Here is a 19,207-nt window from a genome sequence, read left to right as displayed (position 1 = left end):
CCCGTGGCCCGTACGGGCTCTTTCTCCACTACTTCTTCGATACGCGAACTACTTCTTCGGTACGCGCAGTTCGACCTCGGTGCCCTGGCCGGGAACCGAGATCAGCTCGGCGGTGCCGCCGATGTCGCGCAGCCGGCCGCGGATCGACAGGGCGACGCCGAGCCGGCCCTCGCCCTCGGCCTGCGCGAGGCGGCCCTCCGGGATGCCGGGGCCGTCGTCCCGCACCGTCACGATCACCGCGTCCGGCTCGTCCTCGACGAGGATCCACGCGCTGGCCTCCGCGCCCGCGTGCAGCCGCACATTGTCCAGGGCGGCACTGACGGCGGCGGCCAGTTCGCGAGCCGCGGCGGGCCGCATCGGCACCGGGGCGCCCGGCTCCGAGAAAGTGATGCGTCCACCGGCGTGCCCGGCAAGGAGGGGGCGCAGATCGCGCGGGCCCGCGCCCTCGTCCTCCGCCGGTTCCGCCGGCTCCACCACCGTGCGTACGACGGCGCCGTCCTCCGCGTCCTCGGACGCACGGGACGCGGGTACGAGGCCCCCGGCGACCAGCGTGCGCAGCGCGACCTCCTGCTCGCCCGCCATCCGGCCGAGCTCCGCCGCCTCCCCGCCGAGGGCGGTGCCGCGGCGCTGCACCATCGCGAGGACCTGGAGCACGCTGTCGTGGATGTCGCGGGCGAGGCGCTCCCGCTCGCGCGTCGCCGCCTCGATCTCCAGGGCGCGGGCGAGGGTGCGCTCGGAGGCGCGGGCCACCTCCACGACGTAGCCGATCGCGATGGAGGCGATGCAGACCAGAAGGACGCTGTGGACGAGGCCGCGGGTGATGTCGCCGCGCTGCAGCACATTGGCGACCCCGACGAGCAGGGACGCCCCGGCCGCCCACCGCCAGCCGCCCTTGAGCGCGAAGGCGAGGACCGCGCCGGCCGTCCAGATCGACGGCAGCGTGGAGCCTCCGGTGACGGCCCGCTCGTGCCCGGCGACCGGCGAGAGCAGGATGCCGGCGACGGCGATCGTCAGGTCGGCGGTGAGGAACCGCTTGGTGCAGCGTCCGGCGCCCGACACCTGCGGCAGCGTCGCCAGCGTCCACACCGCGAGGACCGCGAAGTAGCCGGCGCCGACCCACGGGCGCTCGTACACCTCGTACGAGGAGGCGAACAGCCCGATCGCGTACACGAGGGTCAGCAGGCGGTACCCGGTGAGAGCGCGCCACAGCGGCTGCTCGACCGACATCCGCACGACCCGCTCGCGCCCGACCGTGTTCCCCATGTCCCCTGTCCCCACCCTTTGGCACTTCCGGGTACTGCCGGCTCCCGCACCCTCCGTGGGAACGACGCGGCTAGGAGCCGCCCCGTTCCTTCTCCAACGCCTTCTTCGCCGCTTCCTTCTCGGCCTTGGCCGCCTTCTCCGCGTCCGCGATCTGCCGCTTGGCGGCTGTCGCGTACATGTCGACGTACTCCTGGCCGGAAAGCTTCATGATCTCGTACATGACCTCGTCGGTGACAGCCCTCAGGACGAAGCGGTCGCTCTCCATGCCGTGATAGCGGCTGAAGTCGAGGGGCTTGCCGATGCGGATGCCCGGGCGCATCAGCTTGGGCATCACCTTGCCGGGAGGCTGGATCTTCTCCGTGTCGATCATGGCGACGGGGATGACGGGGGCGCCGGTGGAGAGCGCCACGCGCGCGAGGCCGCCCGGCTTGCCCCTGTAGAGGCGGCCGTCGGGGGAACGCGTCCCCTCCGGGTAGATGCCGAACAGCTCGCCGCGCTCCAGGACCTCGATGCCGCTCTTGATGGCGGCCTCGCCCGCGCCCCGCGAACCGGAGCGGTCCACGGGCAGCTGGCCGACGCCCTTGAAGAAGGCGGCCGTCATCTTCCCCTTGACCCCGGGGGTGGTGAAGTACTCGGCCTTCGCGATGAAGGTGACCTTGCGGTCGAGGACGGCGGGGAGGAAGAACGAGTCGGAGAACGAGAGGTGATTGCTGGCGAGAATCGCGGGGCCCTCGGCGGGGATGTTCTCGAGGCCCTCCACCCACGGCCGGAAACCGAGCTTCAGCGGCCCTCCGATGGCCACCTTCATTGCGCCGTAGATCAACCCACTGCCTTCCCTCGTGCCCGGACCTCGTACCGGGACCAGTCCGAGGCTTTGACCTTAACCCGCGGGGCCGCCCTGGGGCCCGACGACCCTGGCCGACGGGCCGCCCTGGGGCCCGACGACCCTGGTCGGTGTCAGTCCGGTCGCGTACCGTGAGGTCCACGTCCTGAAGCCCCCGCCGTTTCTGATGAACAGGAGACCGAAGGTGCCGGTCCTTCCTGGAGCCGAGCCGTACCGCCACGACGGTGGCGAGGTCGGCGTCCTCCTCTGTCACGGATTCACCGGATCGCCCCAGTCGCTGCGGCCCTGGGCCGAGTACCTGGCCGCGCGCGGTCTGACCGTCTCGCTCCCGCTGCTGCCGGGCCACGGCACGCGCTGGGAGGACCTGTCCGTCACCGCCTGGCAGGACTGGTACGCGGAGGTGGACCGCGCCCTGCGCGAGCTCACCGACCGCTGTTCCCACGTCTTCGTGTGCGGTCTGTCGATGGGCGGCGCGCTCGCCCTGCGCCTCGCGGCCAAGCACGGGGACCGGATCGCGGGCCTCGTCCTGGTGAACCCGGGCAACAAGGTGCACGGCCTGTCCGCGTACGCGCTCCCGGTCGCCCGGCACTTCGTGCGCACGGTCAAGGGCATCACCAGCGACATCGCCAAGGAGGGCGTGGACGAGGTCGGCTACCCCCGGGTCCCGCTGCACGCGGCGCACCAGCTGCGCATCTTCTTCCGGACCGTGGACCGTGAGCTGCCGCAGGTGACGCAGCCCCTGGTGGTGCTGCACAGCGTGAACGACCATGTGGTGCCGCCCGCCGACTCGGCGCGGGTGCTCGGCCGCGTCTCGTCCACGGACGTCACGGAGATCCTGCTGGAACAGAGCTACCACGTGGCGACGTTGGACCATGACGCGGACCGGATCTTCGCGGAGAGCTACGCGTTCTTCGACCGGCTCGCCCCCGAAGTCGGCAAGATCCCCAGCGAGGGCGTGGAAGGGACGAGCACCGGTGACTGAGCAGGAGCGGGGCGGGTCCGAGCGGCCGGACAGCTCGGAGCCGCACGGCCAGGAGGAGACCGGCGGGCAGTCCCGCGATCCCCTCCTGCCGAGCGACGAGGACGCGGCGTGGGCGGCGATCGTCGCGGGTTACGGGGAGGAGCCGCCGGACCCGCCGGGCGCCAAGCCGTTCAAGTCGGTGGAGGACCTGGCGCTGCTCGAACCGGAGACCAACGACGCGCCGGAGCCGTCCGGCACGGACCGGAGCGCCGCGAAGAAGGACGAGCCGGACGAGGACCAGGGAAAGCAGCGCCCCCTCGGCTCCTCGGTCTCCTTCGCGCCGGGCATCGCCGCCACTCCCGGCCCGCGCGACCACACGGCGCCCGAGCCCTCGGACGACGACTTCGACGCCGCCGACGAGGGCCACTTCGTCCCGCCCGAGCCGCCCCCGCTGCCGGAGGGGGACGTCACGGCCAGGTTCGCCTGGATCGCGGTGGTCGGCGGCCCGATCCTGCTGCTCCTCGCGGTGCTGCTGGGCTGGGACATGACGTGGTGGCTGGCGACGCTGTGCATCGGCGGCTTCCTCGGTGGCTTCGGCACACTCGTCGCCCGGATGTCCCCGGGCGACGACGAGGACGGCGACGATCCGGGGCGCGGCGCGGTCGTCTGAGGCTACGAGGCAGGCACCCTGAGGGCGGCCAGGACCGGGAGATGGTCCGTGGCCGCCCTCAGTTCGTCCGCGTCGAGGAAGTCGGGGACGCCGCAGCCGAGCACCTCGATGCCCTTGGTGGCGAGGATCGCGTCGATACGTTGATGGGGATCGGCCGGGGTCGAGGTGTACTCGCCGCCCCAGGGGCTGGTGGCCCAGGCGTCGTTGAGGGTGCGCGCGAGGCGGCGGAAGGTGCGTCCGCCGGGCCGTTCGTTGAGGTCCCCGCCCACGACGGCGTGCTCCACCCCCATGGCGGCGATCCGGTCGAGGAGCATCCCGCCCTGCGCGTACCGCTCGTCCTTCTGCAGGCTCAGATGGCAGCTCACGACACCGAGCCGCGCGCCCCCGAACCGTACGACCGCGGTCGCGAAGCCGCGCCGGTGCAGCCCCGGCGTGAGCGGCAGCAGCACGTCCTCGGTGCGCTCGACGGTGGCCCGCAGCGAGCAGAGCAGCGCGGGGCCCGCGGCGCTGCCGCCCCCGGAGAGGATCACCAGGTCGGCCGCGCGGGCGAGCCGGGCGAGGTGCTTGCGCCAGCGGAAGAACCGGGGCGCCTCCTGGATCAGTACGAGGTCCGGGGCGCAGGCCTTCATCACGCGGGCGAGGGCGACGGGGCTGTCGCGCATCGAGCGGATGTTGTAGCTGAGGACGCGAATGACGGCCGAACCGTCCGCTTCCGTACGGGACTTGGGAAGTTCGGTGCGTTCTTCGGGGAGCGAGCCGGAGTCCATGAAGATCAAGATACGCCGGTGCCCGCCGCCCCCACGGGGAACGACGGGCACCAGGTGCGTATGTACGTACGTCACATGACGGGGTCGGGCTCCCGCGCCAGGTCGGCGGCGCCGACCATGCCCGCCTTGTTGCCCAGCTCGGCCGCGATCACGTCGGCCACGGGCCGCCAGTTGCCGCCGACCAGCCACCGCTTGTACGACTTGCGGATCGGGTCGAGGACCAGCTCGCCCTCGTCCGAGAGGCCACCGCCGACGATGAACGCCGACGGGTCGAACAGCGAGGCGAGGTCGGCCAGGCCCGCGCCGGCCCAGCGGGCCAGCTCGCGGTACGAGTCGACGGCCACCGGGTCGCCCTCGCGGGCGGCCGAGGAGATGTGCTTGCCCTCGATGCCCTCGGGGCTGCCGTCGCCGAGCGAGAGCAGGTACGAGGCGTTCTCCGGCGTCGCGTTCGCCCGCTGCTTCGCGTAGCGGACGAGCGCGCGGCCCGAGGCGTACTGCTCCCAGCAGCCCTGCGAGCCGCAGCCGCACAACAGGCCGTCCGGCACCATGCGGATGTGGCCGAACTCGGCGGCCACACCGAAGTGGCCGCGGCGCAGCTTGTTGCCGATGATGACGCCGCCGCCGAGGCCGGTGCCGAGGGTGATGCAGATGACGTTGCGGTGGCCCTTGCCCGCGCCGAACTTGTACTCGCCCCAGGCGGCCGCGTTCGCGTCGTTCTCGACGACCACGGGCAGCTTGACGCGCGCCTCGACCTTCTCCTTCAGCGGTTCCTGGCGCCAGTCGATGTTCGGCGCGAAGTACACGGTGGAGCGCTGACGGTTGACGTAGCCGGCCGCACCGATGCCCACGCCCACGATCTCGTGCCCGGCCCTGGCACCTTCCACGGCCGAGGCGATCGCGTCGACGATCCCGTCAGGCGTGGAAGGCGTCGGCACCTTGAACGTGGAGAGGATGTTGCCCTCCTCGTCGACCACGCCGGCCGCAATCTTCGTGCCGCCGATATCGACGCCGATGGTGAGTCCCATGAATCCCTCAGTTCGGTCGAGCCCCGCTAGGGCCCACCCTAACCGAGCAGGGGCCCGGTCCCCGGCTCAGTCCAGGTCGATGTGCTCTCCACCGGGGCCGTCGTCCTTGGGGTCCTCGGTGTCCTCGGCGGCCTTCGGCGGGGCGGGCTCCTGGGTGCGCTGGGTCCAGCGGCGCTCCTGGCCCTCGACCGCGGAGCGGTAGGCGGCGAGCAGCTCGTTGCCCGCGGCGGCCAGGTGGTCGAACACGTCGGCGTTGCGGTCGATGACCGGCTCGATGACGGAGCGGGCCTGCCGTACGGCCTGCTTGGCGACCTGCTCGGCGGTGCCCTGGGCGACCGCGCCGAGGAACGGGGCCTGCACGGACGAGAGCTTGTCGGTGACGGCGTCGACGAGCTTCTTCAGCTCCTCGGCCGCGGACCCGGGCGGCGGCCCGTACTCGGCCCTGCGGCGGGCCCGCTCCTCCTCGAGATCCTCGGCGCACGCCTTCTCCCAGGCGTCGGCGTCGACCTGCTGGGCGGGGTGCTCGGTGGCGTCGCTCATGACGGCTGACTCCTGCGGAGAGCTGGACCGGTTACCCCTTCGACGTTACCCGAACGGGTGCGCCGCCTTCACCGGGTCTGCGGCCACAGATCCGGGTCGGGGGCGAAGCGGACCCGCAGCTCGCCGTCGACGAGTCCCGCGCCGGCCACGGTGCAGCGGCGGGGCGCGGAGGGCAGCGGGACGATACGCCGGAACGGGCCCGCGCCGACGACCAGTTCGTCGCCGCGCCGCATCAGGCTCAGCTCCTCGCGGACGGCGCCGGGCAGCGGTATCCGCCACACCAGGACGCCGTCCTCACCGAGCCGGTCCTCCACGGGCCAGGGGGTACGGGGACCGGGCAGGGTCGCGGGCACCGGTACGTCCAGGTCCCCGGGGCGCGGGTCGCGGCCCAGGTGCGGCAGCTCGTGCGCGCCGGGCCACTCGGCGACGACCTTGCGCTGGCGGGCGGCGGCGTCGGCGAGCCACGGGTCGGTGGAGCCGTCGGGGAGCACGCGGTTGGCGACGACCGTCTCGACGTCGAGCCCGTGCAGGGCAAGGCCGGTGCGGGTGGTGCGCAGGGTCTCGGCGGCGGCCCGGGTGGGCTCCGCGACGAGTCGTACGCGGGTGGAGGCGGCCTCGATCACGGCCTGCGCGGCGGCGAGTTCGGCGTCCCAGCGGGCGGCGGACTCGTACAGCCACTGGGCGGGCATCGGCACCCCGGCGAGCCGGCCGAGCACGGGGCGCAGGGCACGCGCGGCCTGCCGCTCCGCGGGGAGCAGGCGGCGCAGATAGCGGCGGAGCTGCTCGGGCAGGGCGAGCGTGTCGATGGCACGGGGCGCGGGCGGCAGATCGACGACGAGCAGGTCGTACGGGCCTTCGGCGCTGTCCCGCAGGGCGCGCAGCAGCGCGAGCTCCTCGCTGCCGGGAAGCGGTGTGATCTCGTCCGCGTCGAGCCGGGCGGCGCCGAGGAGTTCGAGGCCGGAGGCGGCGCGGTCCTGGAGGGCGAGGAGGTCGCGGCGGAAGTCGTCGGCCGGGGTGAGCCGGACGACGTCGACGCCGTCGAGCCCGGCGACCGGGTCCGCGGTGATCAACCTCGTACGCAACCCTTCGCCGGCGGCCTTCTGGGCGGTGGCGGCGGCGACCGTGGTGCGGCCGGCGCCGCCGGGGCCGGTGACGAGGAGGGTGCGCATGGAGTGTGAGGCTACCTGTGGTTCCGGCCACCGTTGTCTGCGCCCGGCACCGGGGGCGAGGTCTCGGGGCTCTGCCCCGGACCCCGCGCCTCAATCGCCGGCGGGGCTCGAAATCACTCGCCCGACTCGACCCGCTTCTTCAGGCCCGCCAGCGCGCGGTCGATGATGACCTTCTCCGCCTTGCGCTTGATCATGCCGAGCATGGGGATCTTCACGTCGACCGTGAGGGAGTACGTGACCTCGGTCCCCTCGCCCGCCGGCTTCAGCACGTACGAGCCGTCGAGGGAACGCAGCATCTGGGACTTCACGAGGGTCCAGGAGACCTCGTTCGCACCGGCCCAGGTGTACTTGAGCGTCTGGTCGTCCTTGATCGCCCCGGCGTCCATGACGAGCCGGACCTGCTCCGCGCGGCCGGCCCCGTCCTCGGCGATGACCTCCGCCTCCTTCACCTCACCCGTCCAGTCCGGGTAGCGGGCGAAGTCGGCGATCACCCCCATGACATCGGCAGGGGCCGCCTCGATCGTGATGCTCGAGCTGGTGTGTTCCGCCATCGCCGTGGCTCCTCCGGATACGGTCATGGGTGCGCCGTGCCTGCCTGCGTGTGTGTCCCGTGAAGGCTATCGCGCGCATGCGCCGTCGCTGTCACCACTCCAGTGCCCAGGGCCTGCCCGACCCCGCGAAGTGGCCGACATTCACGCATTCCGTGGACCCGATCCGCATCCGGCGCGCGAGCGGCTGGTGGACGTGGCCGAAGAGCGAGTACCGCGGCCGGGTCCGGCGAATCGCCTCGAGGAGGGCGCGGCTGCCGCGCTCGAACCGCCGCGCCACGGTGTCGTAGACGAGGTCGGGGACCTCCGGCGGGATGTGCGTGCACAGCACGTCGACCTCGCCCACGGCCTCGATCTTCGCGGCGTACTCCTCGTCGTCGATCTCGTACGGCGTGCGCATCGGCGTGCGGAGCCCGCCCCCGACGAAGCCGAAGACCCAGCCGCCGATCTCGACGCGCTCCCCGTCGAGCACGGTCGTGCCGGGGGCGGCGTACTCACTCCAGAGTTTCGGCATATCGACATTGCCGTAGGTCGCATACGTCGGTGTGGGGAACGCCGCGAACATCTCCGCGTACTGCTTGCGCACCGCTTTTTCGATGGCCGGCACACGGTCTATGCCCGCCCAGAGCTCCGCCCCGAAGGCGCGCGCCTCCTCGAAGCGACGGGCGGTGCGCAGTTCAACGATGCGGTCCGCGTTCTCGACTCCGAACAATTCGGGGAAAATGCCGCGCGCATGATTTGCGTAATCAAGGAACAACACCAGGTCACCAAGGCAGATGACGGCATCGGCGCCGTCTCCCGCTCGTGCGAGGTCGGTGGAGTTTCCGTGCACATCGCTGACCACATGTACGCGCATGCCGATCACCCTAGGACGATGGGTCCCGGAATGGGTAGAGGCCGCCGGACCTGCGGTTACTTCCGAGTCGCTCGACTCCTGGACTAGGGTGCGAGAACAGTCGCGGCGGCGTGTGACGCAGCGAACATCTGGTCCGACCCCCCTATCGAAGAAGCAGTACCGATGGGTAACGTCCGGGCAGTCCAGTCGTGTTCAGTTCAAACAATGAACGCCGCCGAGTTGGGGCGGACAATTCATTGATGCACTGTGCACCTGCCCGATCTTGGACCGCACCGACGCATCACAGAAGAGTGGCGCCGGCGCCCTACGAGGAGCAGCAGTCTTGCGCGAGTTCAGCCTTCCCGCTTTGTACGAGGTCCCCGCGGACGGCAATCTGACCGACATCGTTCGCAGAAACGCCGCGCAGCACCCGGACGTCGCTGTGATCGGCCGCAAGGTCAACGGCACGTGGCAGGACGTCACGGCCGTCCAGTTCCTCGCCGAGGTGCGCGCGGCCGCCAAGGGTCTGATCGCTTCCGGCGTGCAGGCCGGTGACCGCATCGGGCTCATGTCGCGCACGCGCTACGAGTGGACACTGCTCGACTTCGCGATCTGGAGCGCGGGCGCGATCACCGTCCCGGTCTACGAGACCAGCTCGCCCGAGCAGATCCAGTGGATCCTCGGCGACTCGGGCGCGGTCGGCATCCTCGTCGAGCTGGACGCGCACGCCGCGGCCGTCGCCTCCGTGCGCGACCGGCTGCCCGAGCTGCAGCACGTCTGGCAGATCGAGGGCGGGGGCATCGACGAGCTGTACCGCGTCGGCGCCGAGCTCTCCGACGGGATGGTCGACGACCGCAGCGCCATCGCGAAGGCCGACGACCCGGCGACCATCGTCTACACGTCGGGCACCACCGGCCGCCCCAAGGGCTGTGTCCTCACGCACCGCAGCTTCTTCGCGGAGTGCGGCAACATCGTGGCGCGCCTCGGCCCGCTTTTCCGTACGGGCGAGTGCTCCGTGCTGCTCTTCCTGCCGGTGGCGCACGTCTTCGGCCGCCTGGTCGAGGTCGCCTCGCTGATGGCCCCGATCAAGCTGGGCCACGCCCCCGACATCAAGCACCTCACCGATGAACTGGCCGCGTTCAGGCCTACGTTGATCCTGGGCGTGCCGCGCGTCTTCGAGAAGGTCTACAACTCGGCGCGGGCCAAGGCGCAGGCCGACGGCAAGGGCAAGATCTTCGACAAGGCCGCCGACACGGCGATCGAGTACAGCCGCGCGCTCGACACCCCGAGCGGCCCTTCGCTGGCTCTGAAGCTCAAGTACAAGACGTTCGACAAGCTCGTCTACGGGAAGCTGCGCGCGGTCCTCGGCGGGCGCGGCGAGTACGCGATCTCGGGCGGCGCGCCGCTCGGCGAGCGGCTCGGCCACTTCTTCCGCGGCATCGGCTTCACGGTCCTGGAGGGCTACGGCCTCACCGAGTCCTGCGCGGCCACGGCGTTCAACCCGTGGGACCGCCAGAAGATCGGCACGGTCGGCCAGCCGCTGCCCGGCTCGGTCGTCCGCATCGCCGACGACGGCGAGGTGCTGCTGCACGGCGAGCACCTCTTCACCGGCTACTGGAACAACCAGGGCGCGACCGAGGAGGCGCTGGCCGACGGCTGGTTCCACACGGGCGACATCGGCACCCTCGACGAGGACGGCTACCTCCGCATCACCGGCCGCAAGAAGGAGATCATCGTCACGGCGGGCGGCAAGAACGTCGCCCCGGCGGTGATCGAGGACCGCATCCGCGCGCACGCGCTCGTCGCCGAGTGCATGGTCGTCGGCGACGGCCGCCCGTTCGTCGGCGCGCTCGTCACCATCGACGAGGAGTTCCTCGACAAGTGGGCCGCGGACCACGACAAGCCGGCCGGGTCCACGGTGGCCTCGCTGCAGCACGACCCCGACCTCCTTGCCACGGTCCAGGCGGCCGTTGACGACGGCAACGCGGCGGTGTCAAAGGCGGAGTCGGTCCGCAAGTTCCGCATCCTCGGCGCCCAGTTCACCGAGGACTCGGGCCACCTGACGCCTTCGCTGAAACTGAAGCGGAATGTCGTGGCGAAGGATTACGCGGACGAGATCGAGGCGATTTACCGCGCGTAGCGGTACCGGGTGGCATCCGCCGGGCGCGTTCCTTGTGCGTTGCGGCGGATGTTGCCCACGCCTCGGGGCTCCGCCCCGGGCCCCGCGCCTCAATCGCCGGCGGGGCTTGATTTGCGCACGCACGCGCACCCCGCCGGCGGGGCTTGATTTGCGGACCCGCTACAGCAAGCCCCGCAGCCGCTCCGCCAGCAGGTCCCAGCGCCACTTCTCTTCCACCCACTCACGGCCCCGCTCGCCCATCCGGCGGCGCAGTTCCGGGTCCTGGAGAAGCGTGATGATGCGGTCCGCCGACTCGGATTCCGAGCCGCCGCGGACGACCCAGCCCGTCTCACCGTCGAGGACCGCGTCCGGCGCGCCGCCGGAGTCGCCCGACACCACGGGCAGCCCGGTCGCGGAGGCCTCCAGGTAGACGATGCCGAGGCCCTCGACGTCCAGCCCGCCGCGCCGCGTACGGCACGGCATCGCGAACACGTCCCCCGCCCCGTAGTGCGCGGGCAACTCCTCCCACGGCACGGAACCCGTAAAGCGCACGGAGTCCGCGACCCCGGTCTCGGCGGCCAGCTTGCGCAGGTCCTTCTCGTACGGCCCACCGCCCACGATCAGCAGCACCGCGTCCGGCACGGCCGCAAGGATCTTCGGCATGGCGAGGATCAAGGTGTCCTGGCCCTTGCGGGGGACCAGACGCGAGACGCACACCACCACCGGGCGGTCCGTCAGGCCCAGCCGGGCCCGGACCACGTCCCCACCCGAACCCGGGTGGAACGTCTTCTCGTCGACCCCCGGCGGGAGCTGCTCCATCCGCCCCGCCGCCGCGGGCGTGAGCGCCGCCGCGATGCGCGAGCGCGTGTACTCACCGAGATACGTGATCGTGTCCGTGCCCTCGCCGATCCGACGCAACAGCTGCCGGGACGCGGGGAGTTGGGCCCAGCCCGCCTCGTGCCCGTGCGTCGTCGCGACGATGCGTGTGGCTCCCGCCCTGCGCAGCGCCGGCGCCATCAGACCGAGCGGCGCCGCCGCCCCGAACCACACCGACGTACAGCCGTGCGCCCGCAGCAGTCCCGCCGCGCGCTTGGTCACCCGCGGCGTCGGCAGCAGCATCGTCGTGTTGTCGCGCACCACGGTGAACGGCTGCTCGGCGTCGAAGGCCGCCGTGGCCTCGATGCCCTCACGGCTGCGCTTCCACGTCGAGGCGTAGACGACGAGCCGCTCCGGATCCAGGCGCAGCGCCATGTTGTGCAGGAACGCCTGGATCCCACCGGGGCGCGGCGGGAAGTCGTTGGTCACGAGCAGAGTCTTCGGTGTCTGGCGCATCACCGCCGACAGTACCGAACGCGCCCGGCGCCGGCCGCCGCGCCGCGGGGGTCCATGGCCAGGCCACAGGGCTTCCCGGCATCATGTCTCGAATGAAGACGCGAACGCCCGCCGGGCTCCTGGTCACCTGGGTACTGACCCGCGCGCTGCTTCTGCTGTGCGTCTTCAAGGTGATCGTGGTTCCGGGTCCCGACGTCACCAGCGACGTCCACGTGATCTACCAGGGCTGGTTCGACGTGCTGCGCACCGGAACGTTCCCTCTGGACGACGTCACGTGGCAGTACCCGCCGGCCGCCGCCATGGCGATCCTCTCCCCCGCGCTGCTGCCCTTCCTGGAGTACGCCTCCGCCTTCTTCCTGCTCGCGTTCCTGGCGGACGCCGTCGTCCTGCTGATGCTCCTCTACGTCTCCGAACGGCGGGGCGGCTCGCGGCGCGGCACCTGGGTGTGGGTCATCGGGCTGCCGCTGCTCGGACAGACCGTCTACGCGCGCTACGACGTGATGGTGACGGCCGTCGCGATCGCGGCGCTGCTCGCGGCGGCCCGGCATCCCCGGGCCGCGGGCGTCTTCGCGGCGATCGGCGCGATGATCAAGGTGTGGCCGGCGTTGCTGCTGCTCGGCACGCGGCGCGGCCGGGCCACCCGGCAGACGTGGGGCACGGCGGTCCTGACGGCGGCCGGGCTGCTCGTCGCGTTCACGGTCGCGATGCCGGGCGCGCTCGCCTTCCTCACGTTCCAGAAGGACCGCGGCACGGAGGTGGAGTCCCTCGGCTCACTCGTCTTCCACGTGGCGCGCCAGTTCGGCTGGAACGGCACGGTGCAGCTGAACTACGGCTCGGTGGAGTTCCTCGGGCCGTACGTGGACGTGGTGAGCACGCTGGCGCAGGTGCTCACGGCGCTCGCGTTCGGCTGGCTGCTGCTGTGGCGGTTCAAGGCGCGCGCCTGGCAGCCCGCGACGCTCGCCGACGCGGGCCTGACGGCGGTGCTGCTGTTCACGACGACGAGCCGCGTGATCAGCCCGCAGTACATGGTGTGGCTGGTGGGCGTCGCCGCCGTCTGTCTCCTCTTCCGGGACAGCCGGATGACGCTGCCGGTGTGGCTGGTGCTCGCGGCGACCTTCGTGACGTTCCTGGAGTTCCCGCTCTACTTCGGCAACGTGGTGGCCAGCGACCCGATCGGCGTCACGCTCCTCTTCGTACGCAACGGCCTGCTGGTCGTGGCCTCCCTCAGCGCCTGCCGCCGGCTGTGGCGCGCCACGGTGACCGAACCCCGGCGCGCCGAACACGCCGCCGGGCCGCCCACCCCGACCTCACGCGACAACGCGGTGCCGACGCCCTAGCGCCGCCCCAGGCCTCAGCCCAGCTCGGACCGGACGTACTCCCGCCACTGCGCGACGAACTCCTGCTCGTCGATGCCGAGGGCCTGCCGCAGCGCGCCGTCGACGGCCCCTTCCCGCTGCTTGTGGCCGCCGACCGCCTTGTAGAAGGCGTTGAGCTTCGCCTCGCCCCAGCGGTCCGCGATCATCCGGCAGGCCAGCCAGCCGCTCTCGTACGCGCGGGCGAGCTTGGCGGAGTCGCCGGAGAAGCCAAAGTCCTCGTCGTCGGGGAGTTGCGCGGGCGCCGCGCCCTGCTGGACCGCGCGGCGCAGTTCGGGCGCGGCCTGGCCCGGTGTGCGGTCGCTCTCGCGGTAGCCCGCCCAGTCCGCGTACCCCTCGGAGAGCCACAGCGGGGTCGCGGCGGACGTCGCACGGCGGGTGGCGACGTGGGCGGTCTCGTGGGTGAGGACGACCTGCTTGCCGACCTCGCCGAGCACGCCGTACGCCTCGGGGTTGAGGATCACCCGGTCCGCGGGCGCCGTGCTGGGGCCGCCCGCCTCGCCCGTCGTGACGGCCGCGATCCCCTGGTAGCCGGCGGCGGGCGAGCCCAGCAGCTCGCCCATCTCGTCGAGGGACTCGGGCACCAGAACGACGACCCGGCGCGCCCAGTCGCCGCCCCAGGCCCGCTGCACCGAGGGCACCGCCTCGTCGGCGAGCTTCGCGTACGAGCGCAGTTCGGAGCGCGGTTTGCCGACCCCGAGCACCAGGCTGTGCGCGCCCTTCACCGCGGCCACCTGCCCCTGCTCCCACAGCTGCTCGCCCGCCTTCTTCCCGGGCCGGTCCCCTGTGACGTACCAGCCGTCGTCGCCGTGGCCGAGCGTCAGCCTGCGCTCGGCGACGACGGGCGCCTTGTCGTAGCCGTCGATGCGGTAGCGCAGTTCGGCGGTGGCGGTGGCGCGGGACCCGGAGCGCTCCAGGTGGGTGAGCTTGTACTGCCAGGAGTCGAGCGGGACTTCGGAGAGGTCGTCGAGCAGTCCGGGCTCCGCGCTGCCCGTCGACCGGTACGCGGGCCCGTCCCGGGTGACGACGGCGTGCGCCCGCTGGTCGAGCACCCGCTGCACGGCGGACGCGTCCGCGCCCTTCGGCCTCTCGTCCTTGCCGCACCCGGAGAGCGCGGAAAGCCCGACGAGCAGGGCGCCCAGTGCCACCGCACTCCCCGCCCTGCCCACCGCACGCCCTCGACCAGCCATCTTGTCGATCGTACGGCTAGGGTCCTTCTGACGGATCAGGCTGGACGCGGGAGGCCGTGAATGTTCGGCTCCGGCGAGCGGGGTAATGGGGCCTCCCCTGCTCGAGCGAAGCCGAGAGCTTGGGGAAGCGTGCAGCTGCAAGGCGGAGGAGGGCGACAACGCCGCAGATGTGCGTGCCAGGGCCCGCGACTCCAGCAGGATCCGTCAGAAGGGCCCTAAGTCCCGCGGGAGGCGTCAGACGCGGGTCACGGACGAGACGGGCATCATGCCGACCGGGTCGTAGCGCACCGGGGCGCCCGGGTGCGGCGCGTGGATCACCTGGCCGTTGCCCGCGTAGATGCCGATGTGGTGGGCGTCGGAGCCGTACGCCACGAGGTCGCCGGGCTGTGCCTGGGAGACGGGGACCTGGCGGCCCGCGTACCGCTGCGCCTGCGAGGTGCGCGGCAGGCCGACGCCCGCCTGCCCGTACGACCACTGCGTCAGGCCCGAGCAGTCGAACTGTGAGGGCCCTGTCGCGCCCCAGACGTACGGTTTGCCGAGCGCCGATTTGGCGGCGGCGAGCGCGGCGGCCGCGCGGGCGGAGGAGGCGGGCCCCGCACCGGCCAGATCGGGGCGGGCGCCGCCGCGCGAGGCCCGGTCGTACGCGGCCCGCTCCCCGCTCGGCATCGCGTTGAGCAGCTGCCGCGCCTTGGCCAGCTTCTTCTCCACGGTCCGCTTGTGCTGCCGGACGGCCTTGCGGGCGGCCTCGAGCTCGGCGAGCTCGGACCGCGCCTCGGCCCTGCGCTGGTCCAGATCGCGCTGGGCGCCCCGCAGTTCGACCAGTTCGCCCGCGTGCCGCGCGCCGATCCGGTCGAGCGTGCCCGCCTTGTCGAGGTAGCCGTCCGGGTCGGAGGAGAGCATCAGGGCGAGCGAGGGGTCCATGCCGCCGGACCGGTACTGGGCGCCGGCCACCAGACCGAGCGCGCGCCGCATCGCGTTGATCCGCTCCTGCCCGCGGGCCACCTGGTCCTGGGTGTCGGCGAGTTCCTTGCGGAGCCTGTCCGTCCGCTCGTCGGCCCGGTTGAACGCCTCGGTGGCCTTCTCGGCCTGCTCGTACAGGCGGTCCACGGCGGCCTTGCCCGCGGGCCTGTCCTGCGGCGCCGCGCCCGCGGGGGCCGCGCCGAGGGCCGCCGCCGCGGAGGCCGCGGCCACGCCCAGAACGGTCGCGCGCGTACTCCGGTCGAGGCCCGAGTGCCGAGAGTGCGAGATACGGCGATGAGAACCCACGGGTTGCCGCTCCCCCTTCCGCTGACGGACCCCCGTGATCGGGGGAATGCGCGCCGACAGTAGTCGGGCGACTACCGCCTGACCAAAGACCGTTCAGGGGGCACGCAGCGCGGCGCCCCGCCTCTGACGCAGGTCATGGGCGGGGCGCGGGGGTCAGTGCGGGTCCGTGGAATTCGCCCGAACGGGCGCGTTTCCAGGGCATGTTGGGAAGCGGAAGCGGGACCGCTCAAAGGGCCCGCTGCGGCAGCAACGAGTCAGATGCGGCGGGCGGTCTGGTAGGGGCCGACCGTGTCCATCGACTCGTAGCGCACGCTGGCACCGGGGTGCGGGGCGTGCAGCACCTGCCCGTTGCCCGCGTACAGGCCCACGTGCTCGGTGTTGTTGAAGAAGACCAGGTCACCGGGCTTGAGCTGGCTCCTGGCCACCTCGGTGCCCTCACCGATCTGCGTGTACGTGGTCCGGGTTATGGAGACACCGGCCTGGTTGTACGCCCACTGGGTCAGGCCCGAGCAGTCGTAGGAGTTGGGGCCCGAGCCGCCGGAGACGTACGGCTTGCCGATCTGGGTGGCGGCCGCGGACAGGGCGGCGGAGGCGCGGCCCGAGGCGGGCAGCGCGTTGCCGAGGTCGACGCGGCTGGCGGAGTCGCGGCTGGCGCGCTCCTGCTCGGCGGCCATCTTGGCCCGCTGCTCGGCGGACAGCGTGTTGAGCAGCTTGCGGGCCTCCGCGAGCTTGCTCTGGACCTGATCCTTCTTCTTGCCGAGCTCGGCGCGCGTGTCGGCGAGGTCCTTGAGCTTCTGGGAGGCCTCGGCGCGCTCCTGGGCGAGCGTGCGCTGCTTCTCCTGGACCTTCTTGAGCGACTCGAGCTGCTGGGCGCTGAGCGAGTCCAGCGTCGAGGCCTTGTCGAGGTAGCTGTCCGGGTCGGACGAGAGGAAGAGCTGGACCGAGGGGTCGATGCCACCGGAGCGGTACTGCTGCCCCGCGAGCGTGCCGAGGCCGGAGCGCAGCTCGTTGAGGTCGTCCTGGCCGCGGGCGACCTTGTCCTGGAGATCGCCGATCTCCGACTCGAGCTTCTTCTGCTTCTCCTTGGCCCCGTTGTAGTGGTCGGTCGCCAGACCGGCCTCTTCGTAGAGCTTGTCGACCTTGGCCTTGACTTCGCTCTTGCTGGGCTTCGGTGCGGCGTTGGCGGCCTGAGAAGTAAGGGCCACGGCAGCGGCGGCGGTCGCGGTGAGCACGGTCACGCGGGTGCGGCTCGGCTGCTTGGGTCGACGGTGGGACGCCACGAAGGCGAGCTCCTTCTTCCTCCAGCCGCCTACCGATGCGCCGGCGGGCGGTGTCCCTCCACCGTCACCCCTTTTAGGTGATCACCCGAGCGGAGGTTCGAGCCGACCCTAGTGACCTCTTCGTGATCAGTTCAAATCCCTCAGAGAAAAAACTCCGTCACTCGCTGCATTCTTTGCACTCAACTCACATGCAGTGATGTCCGCTTGACGCTACGTTGCGTGAAGGTTTCGCCAATTCGGGCATTCGACACGGATGTTGCGCGTGTGACATAGGTAACTCGGGTTCCCTTTTGGGGGAACGTCAGCCGTGCGAGAGCCGTTTGAGGAGCACCACGGAGGCGACCGGTCGCGCCCCCGCCTTCGCGACGCCGTCCGCGACCTCCCGGTCGGTCGACACGACGATGACGGGGCGCCCCGACGGCTCGGCTCGCACGAGCTGGCGAATCAGCTCGTCCGCCGTGACCCCCGGCTTGGAGAACAGCACCCGCACCCCGCGCGGCGGCGCGAGCAGTACGGGCGCCGCGAGTTCGGCCCCGTCGAAGACACAGGTCACCTCGGCCCCGGTCTGCGCCGCGAGCTGCGAGAGCGAGCCGAGCAGCCGCAGCCGCTGCTTCTCCAGCGGCATCGTCGGATACCCGGTCTTCGTGACGTTGTAGCCGTCGACCACGAGGTGGGCCTGCGGCAGCGCCAGCAACTGGTCGAGGATCGCCGGGTCGTGCTCGTGCAGGGCGCGCGCCGCGATGTCCTTCGGCGTCATTCGACCGGGCTCCACGGCGTCCACGGAGTCGGCGGGCCGCGAGGACACCGGCGGCAGCGCGAGCTCCCTGCGCAGCCCCTGGGCCGCGTCCAGGACCGTGTCGAGCAGCAGCCGTACCCGCATGTCCTCGATGCTGCGGCCCTCGCGGGCCGCCCTGCGGGAGGACTCGAGGGCCGACTCCGCCTCGCCGAGCCGCGATTTGAGCCGGCGCGTCTCGCTCTCCGCGGCGGACACCTGGGCCTGCCCCTCGGCGCGCACCGCGTCGGTCTCGGCCTTCGCCTTGCGCACGGCGGCCTCGCCGCGCTTCACGTCGCTGAGCGCGGCCCGCAGCTTGCGCTCCACGGCGGCGACCTCGCGCTTGGCGGCATCGAGCTCCGAGCGGAGCCGCTCGGTCTCGGTCTTGGTGTGGGCCCGGGCCTCGGACAGCTCGGCGCGCAGCCGCTCGAGTTCGGCGCGGGTCTCGTCGTCGGCCCGCTCGGCGTCGGCCCGCTCCGCGTCCTCGCCCGCGGCGGCGACGAGCTTCACCCAGCCGACGGGCCGCAGCACATAGGCGGCCGCCGCCACGTCGAGCGGATCTGCCGCGGGTGGCGGGGAGCCCGCCTCCAGGGCGGCCGCCAGCTCGGGCTGCGCGTCCCGCAGCCGCTCCCCGATCCGCTGCCGGAACAGCGGGTCGCTCTCCAGGGCCGCGGCCATCGCGTTGCCCGCGAACTTCATCCGCCGGGTCGGGGTGAACCGGGCATACTGCCGCAATTGGGCCGGAAGTTCAGCTACCGTCAGACCGCCGAAGCCGTCCGAAGCGATCTGCACGACCCGTCGTCGTACCCCTTCGGGCAGCGGACGGTCGAGCACCTCGGCGGCGCCGCCCTCCCCGGCCTCCCCGCCTGTGCTCTCCACCATCCGTCACCCCAATGTCGCTGTGGAGCCGCTCCTCAGGAGTCGGCGCCCGGCCTGTCCACCAGTTCCACCTGATCCACCGCGTTGCACCAACGACAGCGCACCGACTCGATGGTCTCACTGACCACCTCGCGCTCCTCCACCTTCGGCTCACCGGCCAGGTCCAGGTGGACGTACTCGACGACCTTCGAGGACCGCGTGACGTCGAAGCGCGTCAGATTGCCGCACAGGGTGCAGCGCCAGCGGGTGGTGGCGGTCGGCAGGGGAACCGTCATCGAGTGGTGCCTTCTTCCGGATGCATGCGGATTGCGTGGTGCTGCTTTATTGCCCGTAACCCTACGGCCTGCCGTACGCCGCCCGCTCCCCGCCTTGCG

At 71.8% G+C, this 19,207-nt stretch carries 18 protein-coding genes; 4 read left to right on the top strand and 14 right to left on the bottom strand.

Going from position 1 to position 19,207, the window contains the following annotated elements:
• Positions 1-48: 48 nt before the first annotated feature.
• Both macS and ACOKM3_RS29500 read right to left on the bottom strand, forming a co-directional pair.
• Positions 49-1,263, bottom strand: a complete 1,215-nt coding sequence (gene macS / locus ACOKM3_RS29505; protein WP_426904049.1) for a MacS family sensor histidine kinase — start codon at positions 1,261-1,263, stop codon at positions 49-51.
• 70 nt (positions 1,264-1,333) lie between these two features.
• Complete coding sequence (locus tag ACOKM3_RS29500) at positions 1,334-2,083, bottom strand: lysophospholipid acyltransferase family protein (RefSeq protein WP_426906925.1); 750 nt, start codon at positions 2,081-2,083, stop codon at positions 1,334-1,336.
• Between the two features lie 208 nt (positions 2,084-2,291).
• On the opposite strand from ACOKM3_RS29500, the gene ACOKM3_RS29495 reads away from it, so the two are divergent.
• A complete protein-coding gene (locus ACOKM3_RS29495; RefSeq protein ID WP_426904048.1) occupies positions 2,292-3,089 on the top strand; it encodes an alpha/beta hydrolase in 798 nt (265 codons plus the stop codon).
• Positions 2,980-3,738: a hypothetical protein gene (locus ACOKM3_RS29490; RefSeq protein ID WP_426904047.1), complete on the top strand. Its 759-nt coding sequence runs from the start codon at positions 2,980-2,982 to the stop codon at positions 3,736-3,738. The genes ACOKM3_RS29495 and ACOKM3_RS29490 overlap by 110 nt, the downstream gene beginning before the upstream one ends.
• Positions 3,739-3,740: 2 nt before the next feature.
• On the opposite strand, the gene ACOKM3_RS29485 is transcribed toward ACOKM3_RS29490, so the two are convergent.
• From ACOKM3_RS29485 to ACOKM3_RS29460, 6 genes are all read right to left on the bottom strand, one after another.
• Positions 3,741-4,505 (bottom strand): endonuclease/exonuclease/phosphatase family protein, encoded by a 765-nt coding sequence (locus tag ACOKM3_RS29485; RefSeq protein WP_426904046.1) that lies wholly within the window; start codon positions 4,503-4,505, stop codon positions 3,741-3,743.
• 71 nt (positions 4,506-4,576) lie between these two features.
• A complete protein-coding gene (locus ACOKM3_RS29480) occupies positions 4,577-5,530 on the bottom strand; it encodes an ROK family glucokinase (RefSeq protein WP_327663733.1) in 954 nt (317 codons plus the stop codon).
• Between the two features lie 66 nt (positions 5,531-5,596).
• Positions 5,597-6,070, bottom strand: a complete 474-nt coding sequence (locus tag ACOKM3_RS29475) for a DUF5304 domain-containing protein (RefSeq protein ID WP_426904045.1) — start codon at positions 6,068-6,070, stop codon at positions 5,597-5,599.
• Positions 6,071-6,138: 68 nt separating this feature from the next.
• Positions 6,139-7,239, bottom strand: a complete 1,101-nt coding sequence (locus tag ACOKM3_RS29470; RefSeq protein ID WP_426904044.1) for an ArsA family ATPase — start codon at positions 7,237-7,239, stop codon at positions 6,139-6,141.
• 113 nt (positions 7,240-7,352) lie between these two features.
• Positions 7,353-7,790 (bottom strand): SRPBCC family protein, encoded by a 438-nt coding sequence (locus tag ACOKM3_RS29465; protein WP_426904043.1) that lies wholly within the window; start codon positions 7,788-7,790, stop codon positions 7,353-7,355.
• A 91-nt stretch (positions 7,791-7,881) separates the two neighbouring features.
• Positions 7,882-8,643, bottom strand: coding sequence for a metallophosphoesterase family protein (locus tag ACOKM3_RS29460; RefSeq protein WP_266725529.1), 762 nt, complete (start codon positions 8,641-8,643; stop codon positions 7,882-7,884).
• A 322-nt stretch (positions 8,644-8,965) separates the two neighbouring features.
• On the opposite strand from ACOKM3_RS29460, the gene ACOKM3_RS29455 reads away from it, so the two are divergent.
• Positions 8,966-10,762, top strand: coding sequence for an AMP-dependent synthetase/ligase (locus tag ACOKM3_RS29455; protein WP_426904042.1), 1,797 nt, complete (start codon positions 8,966-8,968; stop codon positions 10,760-10,762).
• A gap of 159 nt (positions 10,763-10,921) precedes the next feature.
• Here the strand turns inward: ACOKM3_RS29455 and ACOKM3_RS29450 are convergent, their stop codons facing one another.
• On the bottom strand, positions 10,922-12,073 hold the full coding sequence (locus ACOKM3_RS29450; RefSeq protein WP_426904041.1) for a glycosyltransferase family 4 protein: 1,152 nt from the start codon (positions 12,071-12,073) through the stop codon (positions 10,922-10,924).
• Between the two features lie 92 nt (positions 12,074-12,165).
• On the opposite strand from ACOKM3_RS29450, the gene ACOKM3_RS29445 reads away from it, so the two are divergent.
• Positions 12,166-13,410, top strand: a complete 1,245-nt coding sequence (locus ACOKM3_RS29445; RefSeq protein ID WP_426904040.1) for a glycosyltransferase 87 family protein — start codon at positions 12,166-12,168, stop codon at positions 13,408-13,410.
• Positions 13,411-13,424: 14 nt separating this feature from the next.
• Here the strand turns inward: ACOKM3_RS29445 and ACOKM3_RS29440 are convergent, their stop codons facing one another.
• From ACOKM3_RS29440 to ACOKM3_RS29420, 5 genes are all read right to left on the bottom strand, one after another.
• On the bottom strand, positions 13,425-14,636 hold the full coding sequence (locus ACOKM3_RS29440) for a hypothetical protein (protein ID WP_426904039.1): 1,212 nt from the start codon (positions 14,634-14,636) through the stop codon (positions 13,425-13,427).
• Between the two features lie 234 nt (positions 14,637-14,870).
• Entirely contained in the window at positions 14,871-15,902 is a 1,032-nt protein-coding gene (locus ACOKM3_RS29435; RefSeq protein WP_426904038.1) for a C40 family peptidase, read from the bottom strand.
• Between the two features lie 254 nt (positions 15,903-16,156).
• On the bottom strand, positions 16,157-17,182 hold the full coding sequence (locus ACOKM3_RS29430; RefSeq protein ID WP_426904037.1) for a C40 family peptidase: 1,026 nt from the start codon (positions 17,180-17,182) through the stop codon (positions 16,157-16,159).
• 301 nt (positions 17,183-17,483) lie between these two features.
• Positions 17,484-18,836, bottom strand: a complete 1,353-nt coding sequence (locus ACOKM3_RS29425) for an NYN domain-containing protein (RefSeq protein ID WP_426904036.1) — start codon at positions 18,834-18,836, stop codon at positions 17,484-17,486.
• A 32-nt stretch (positions 18,837-18,868) separates the two neighbouring features.
• Entirely contained in the window at positions 18,869-19,108 is a 240-nt protein-coding gene (locus ACOKM3_RS29420) for a hypothetical protein (protein WP_009309707.1), read from the bottom strand.
• Positions 19,109-19,207 lie beyond the last annotated feature (99 nt).

Origin of the sequence: Streptomyces nidicola, from assembly GCF_050106155.1 — a bacterium.
Lineage (GTDB): Bacteria > Actinomycetota > Actinomycetes > Streptomycetales > Streptomycetaceae > Streptomyces.
The sequence above is the reverse complement of the archived record's forward strand: the minus strand, read 5'-3'. Positions and strand labels throughout refer to the sequence as shown.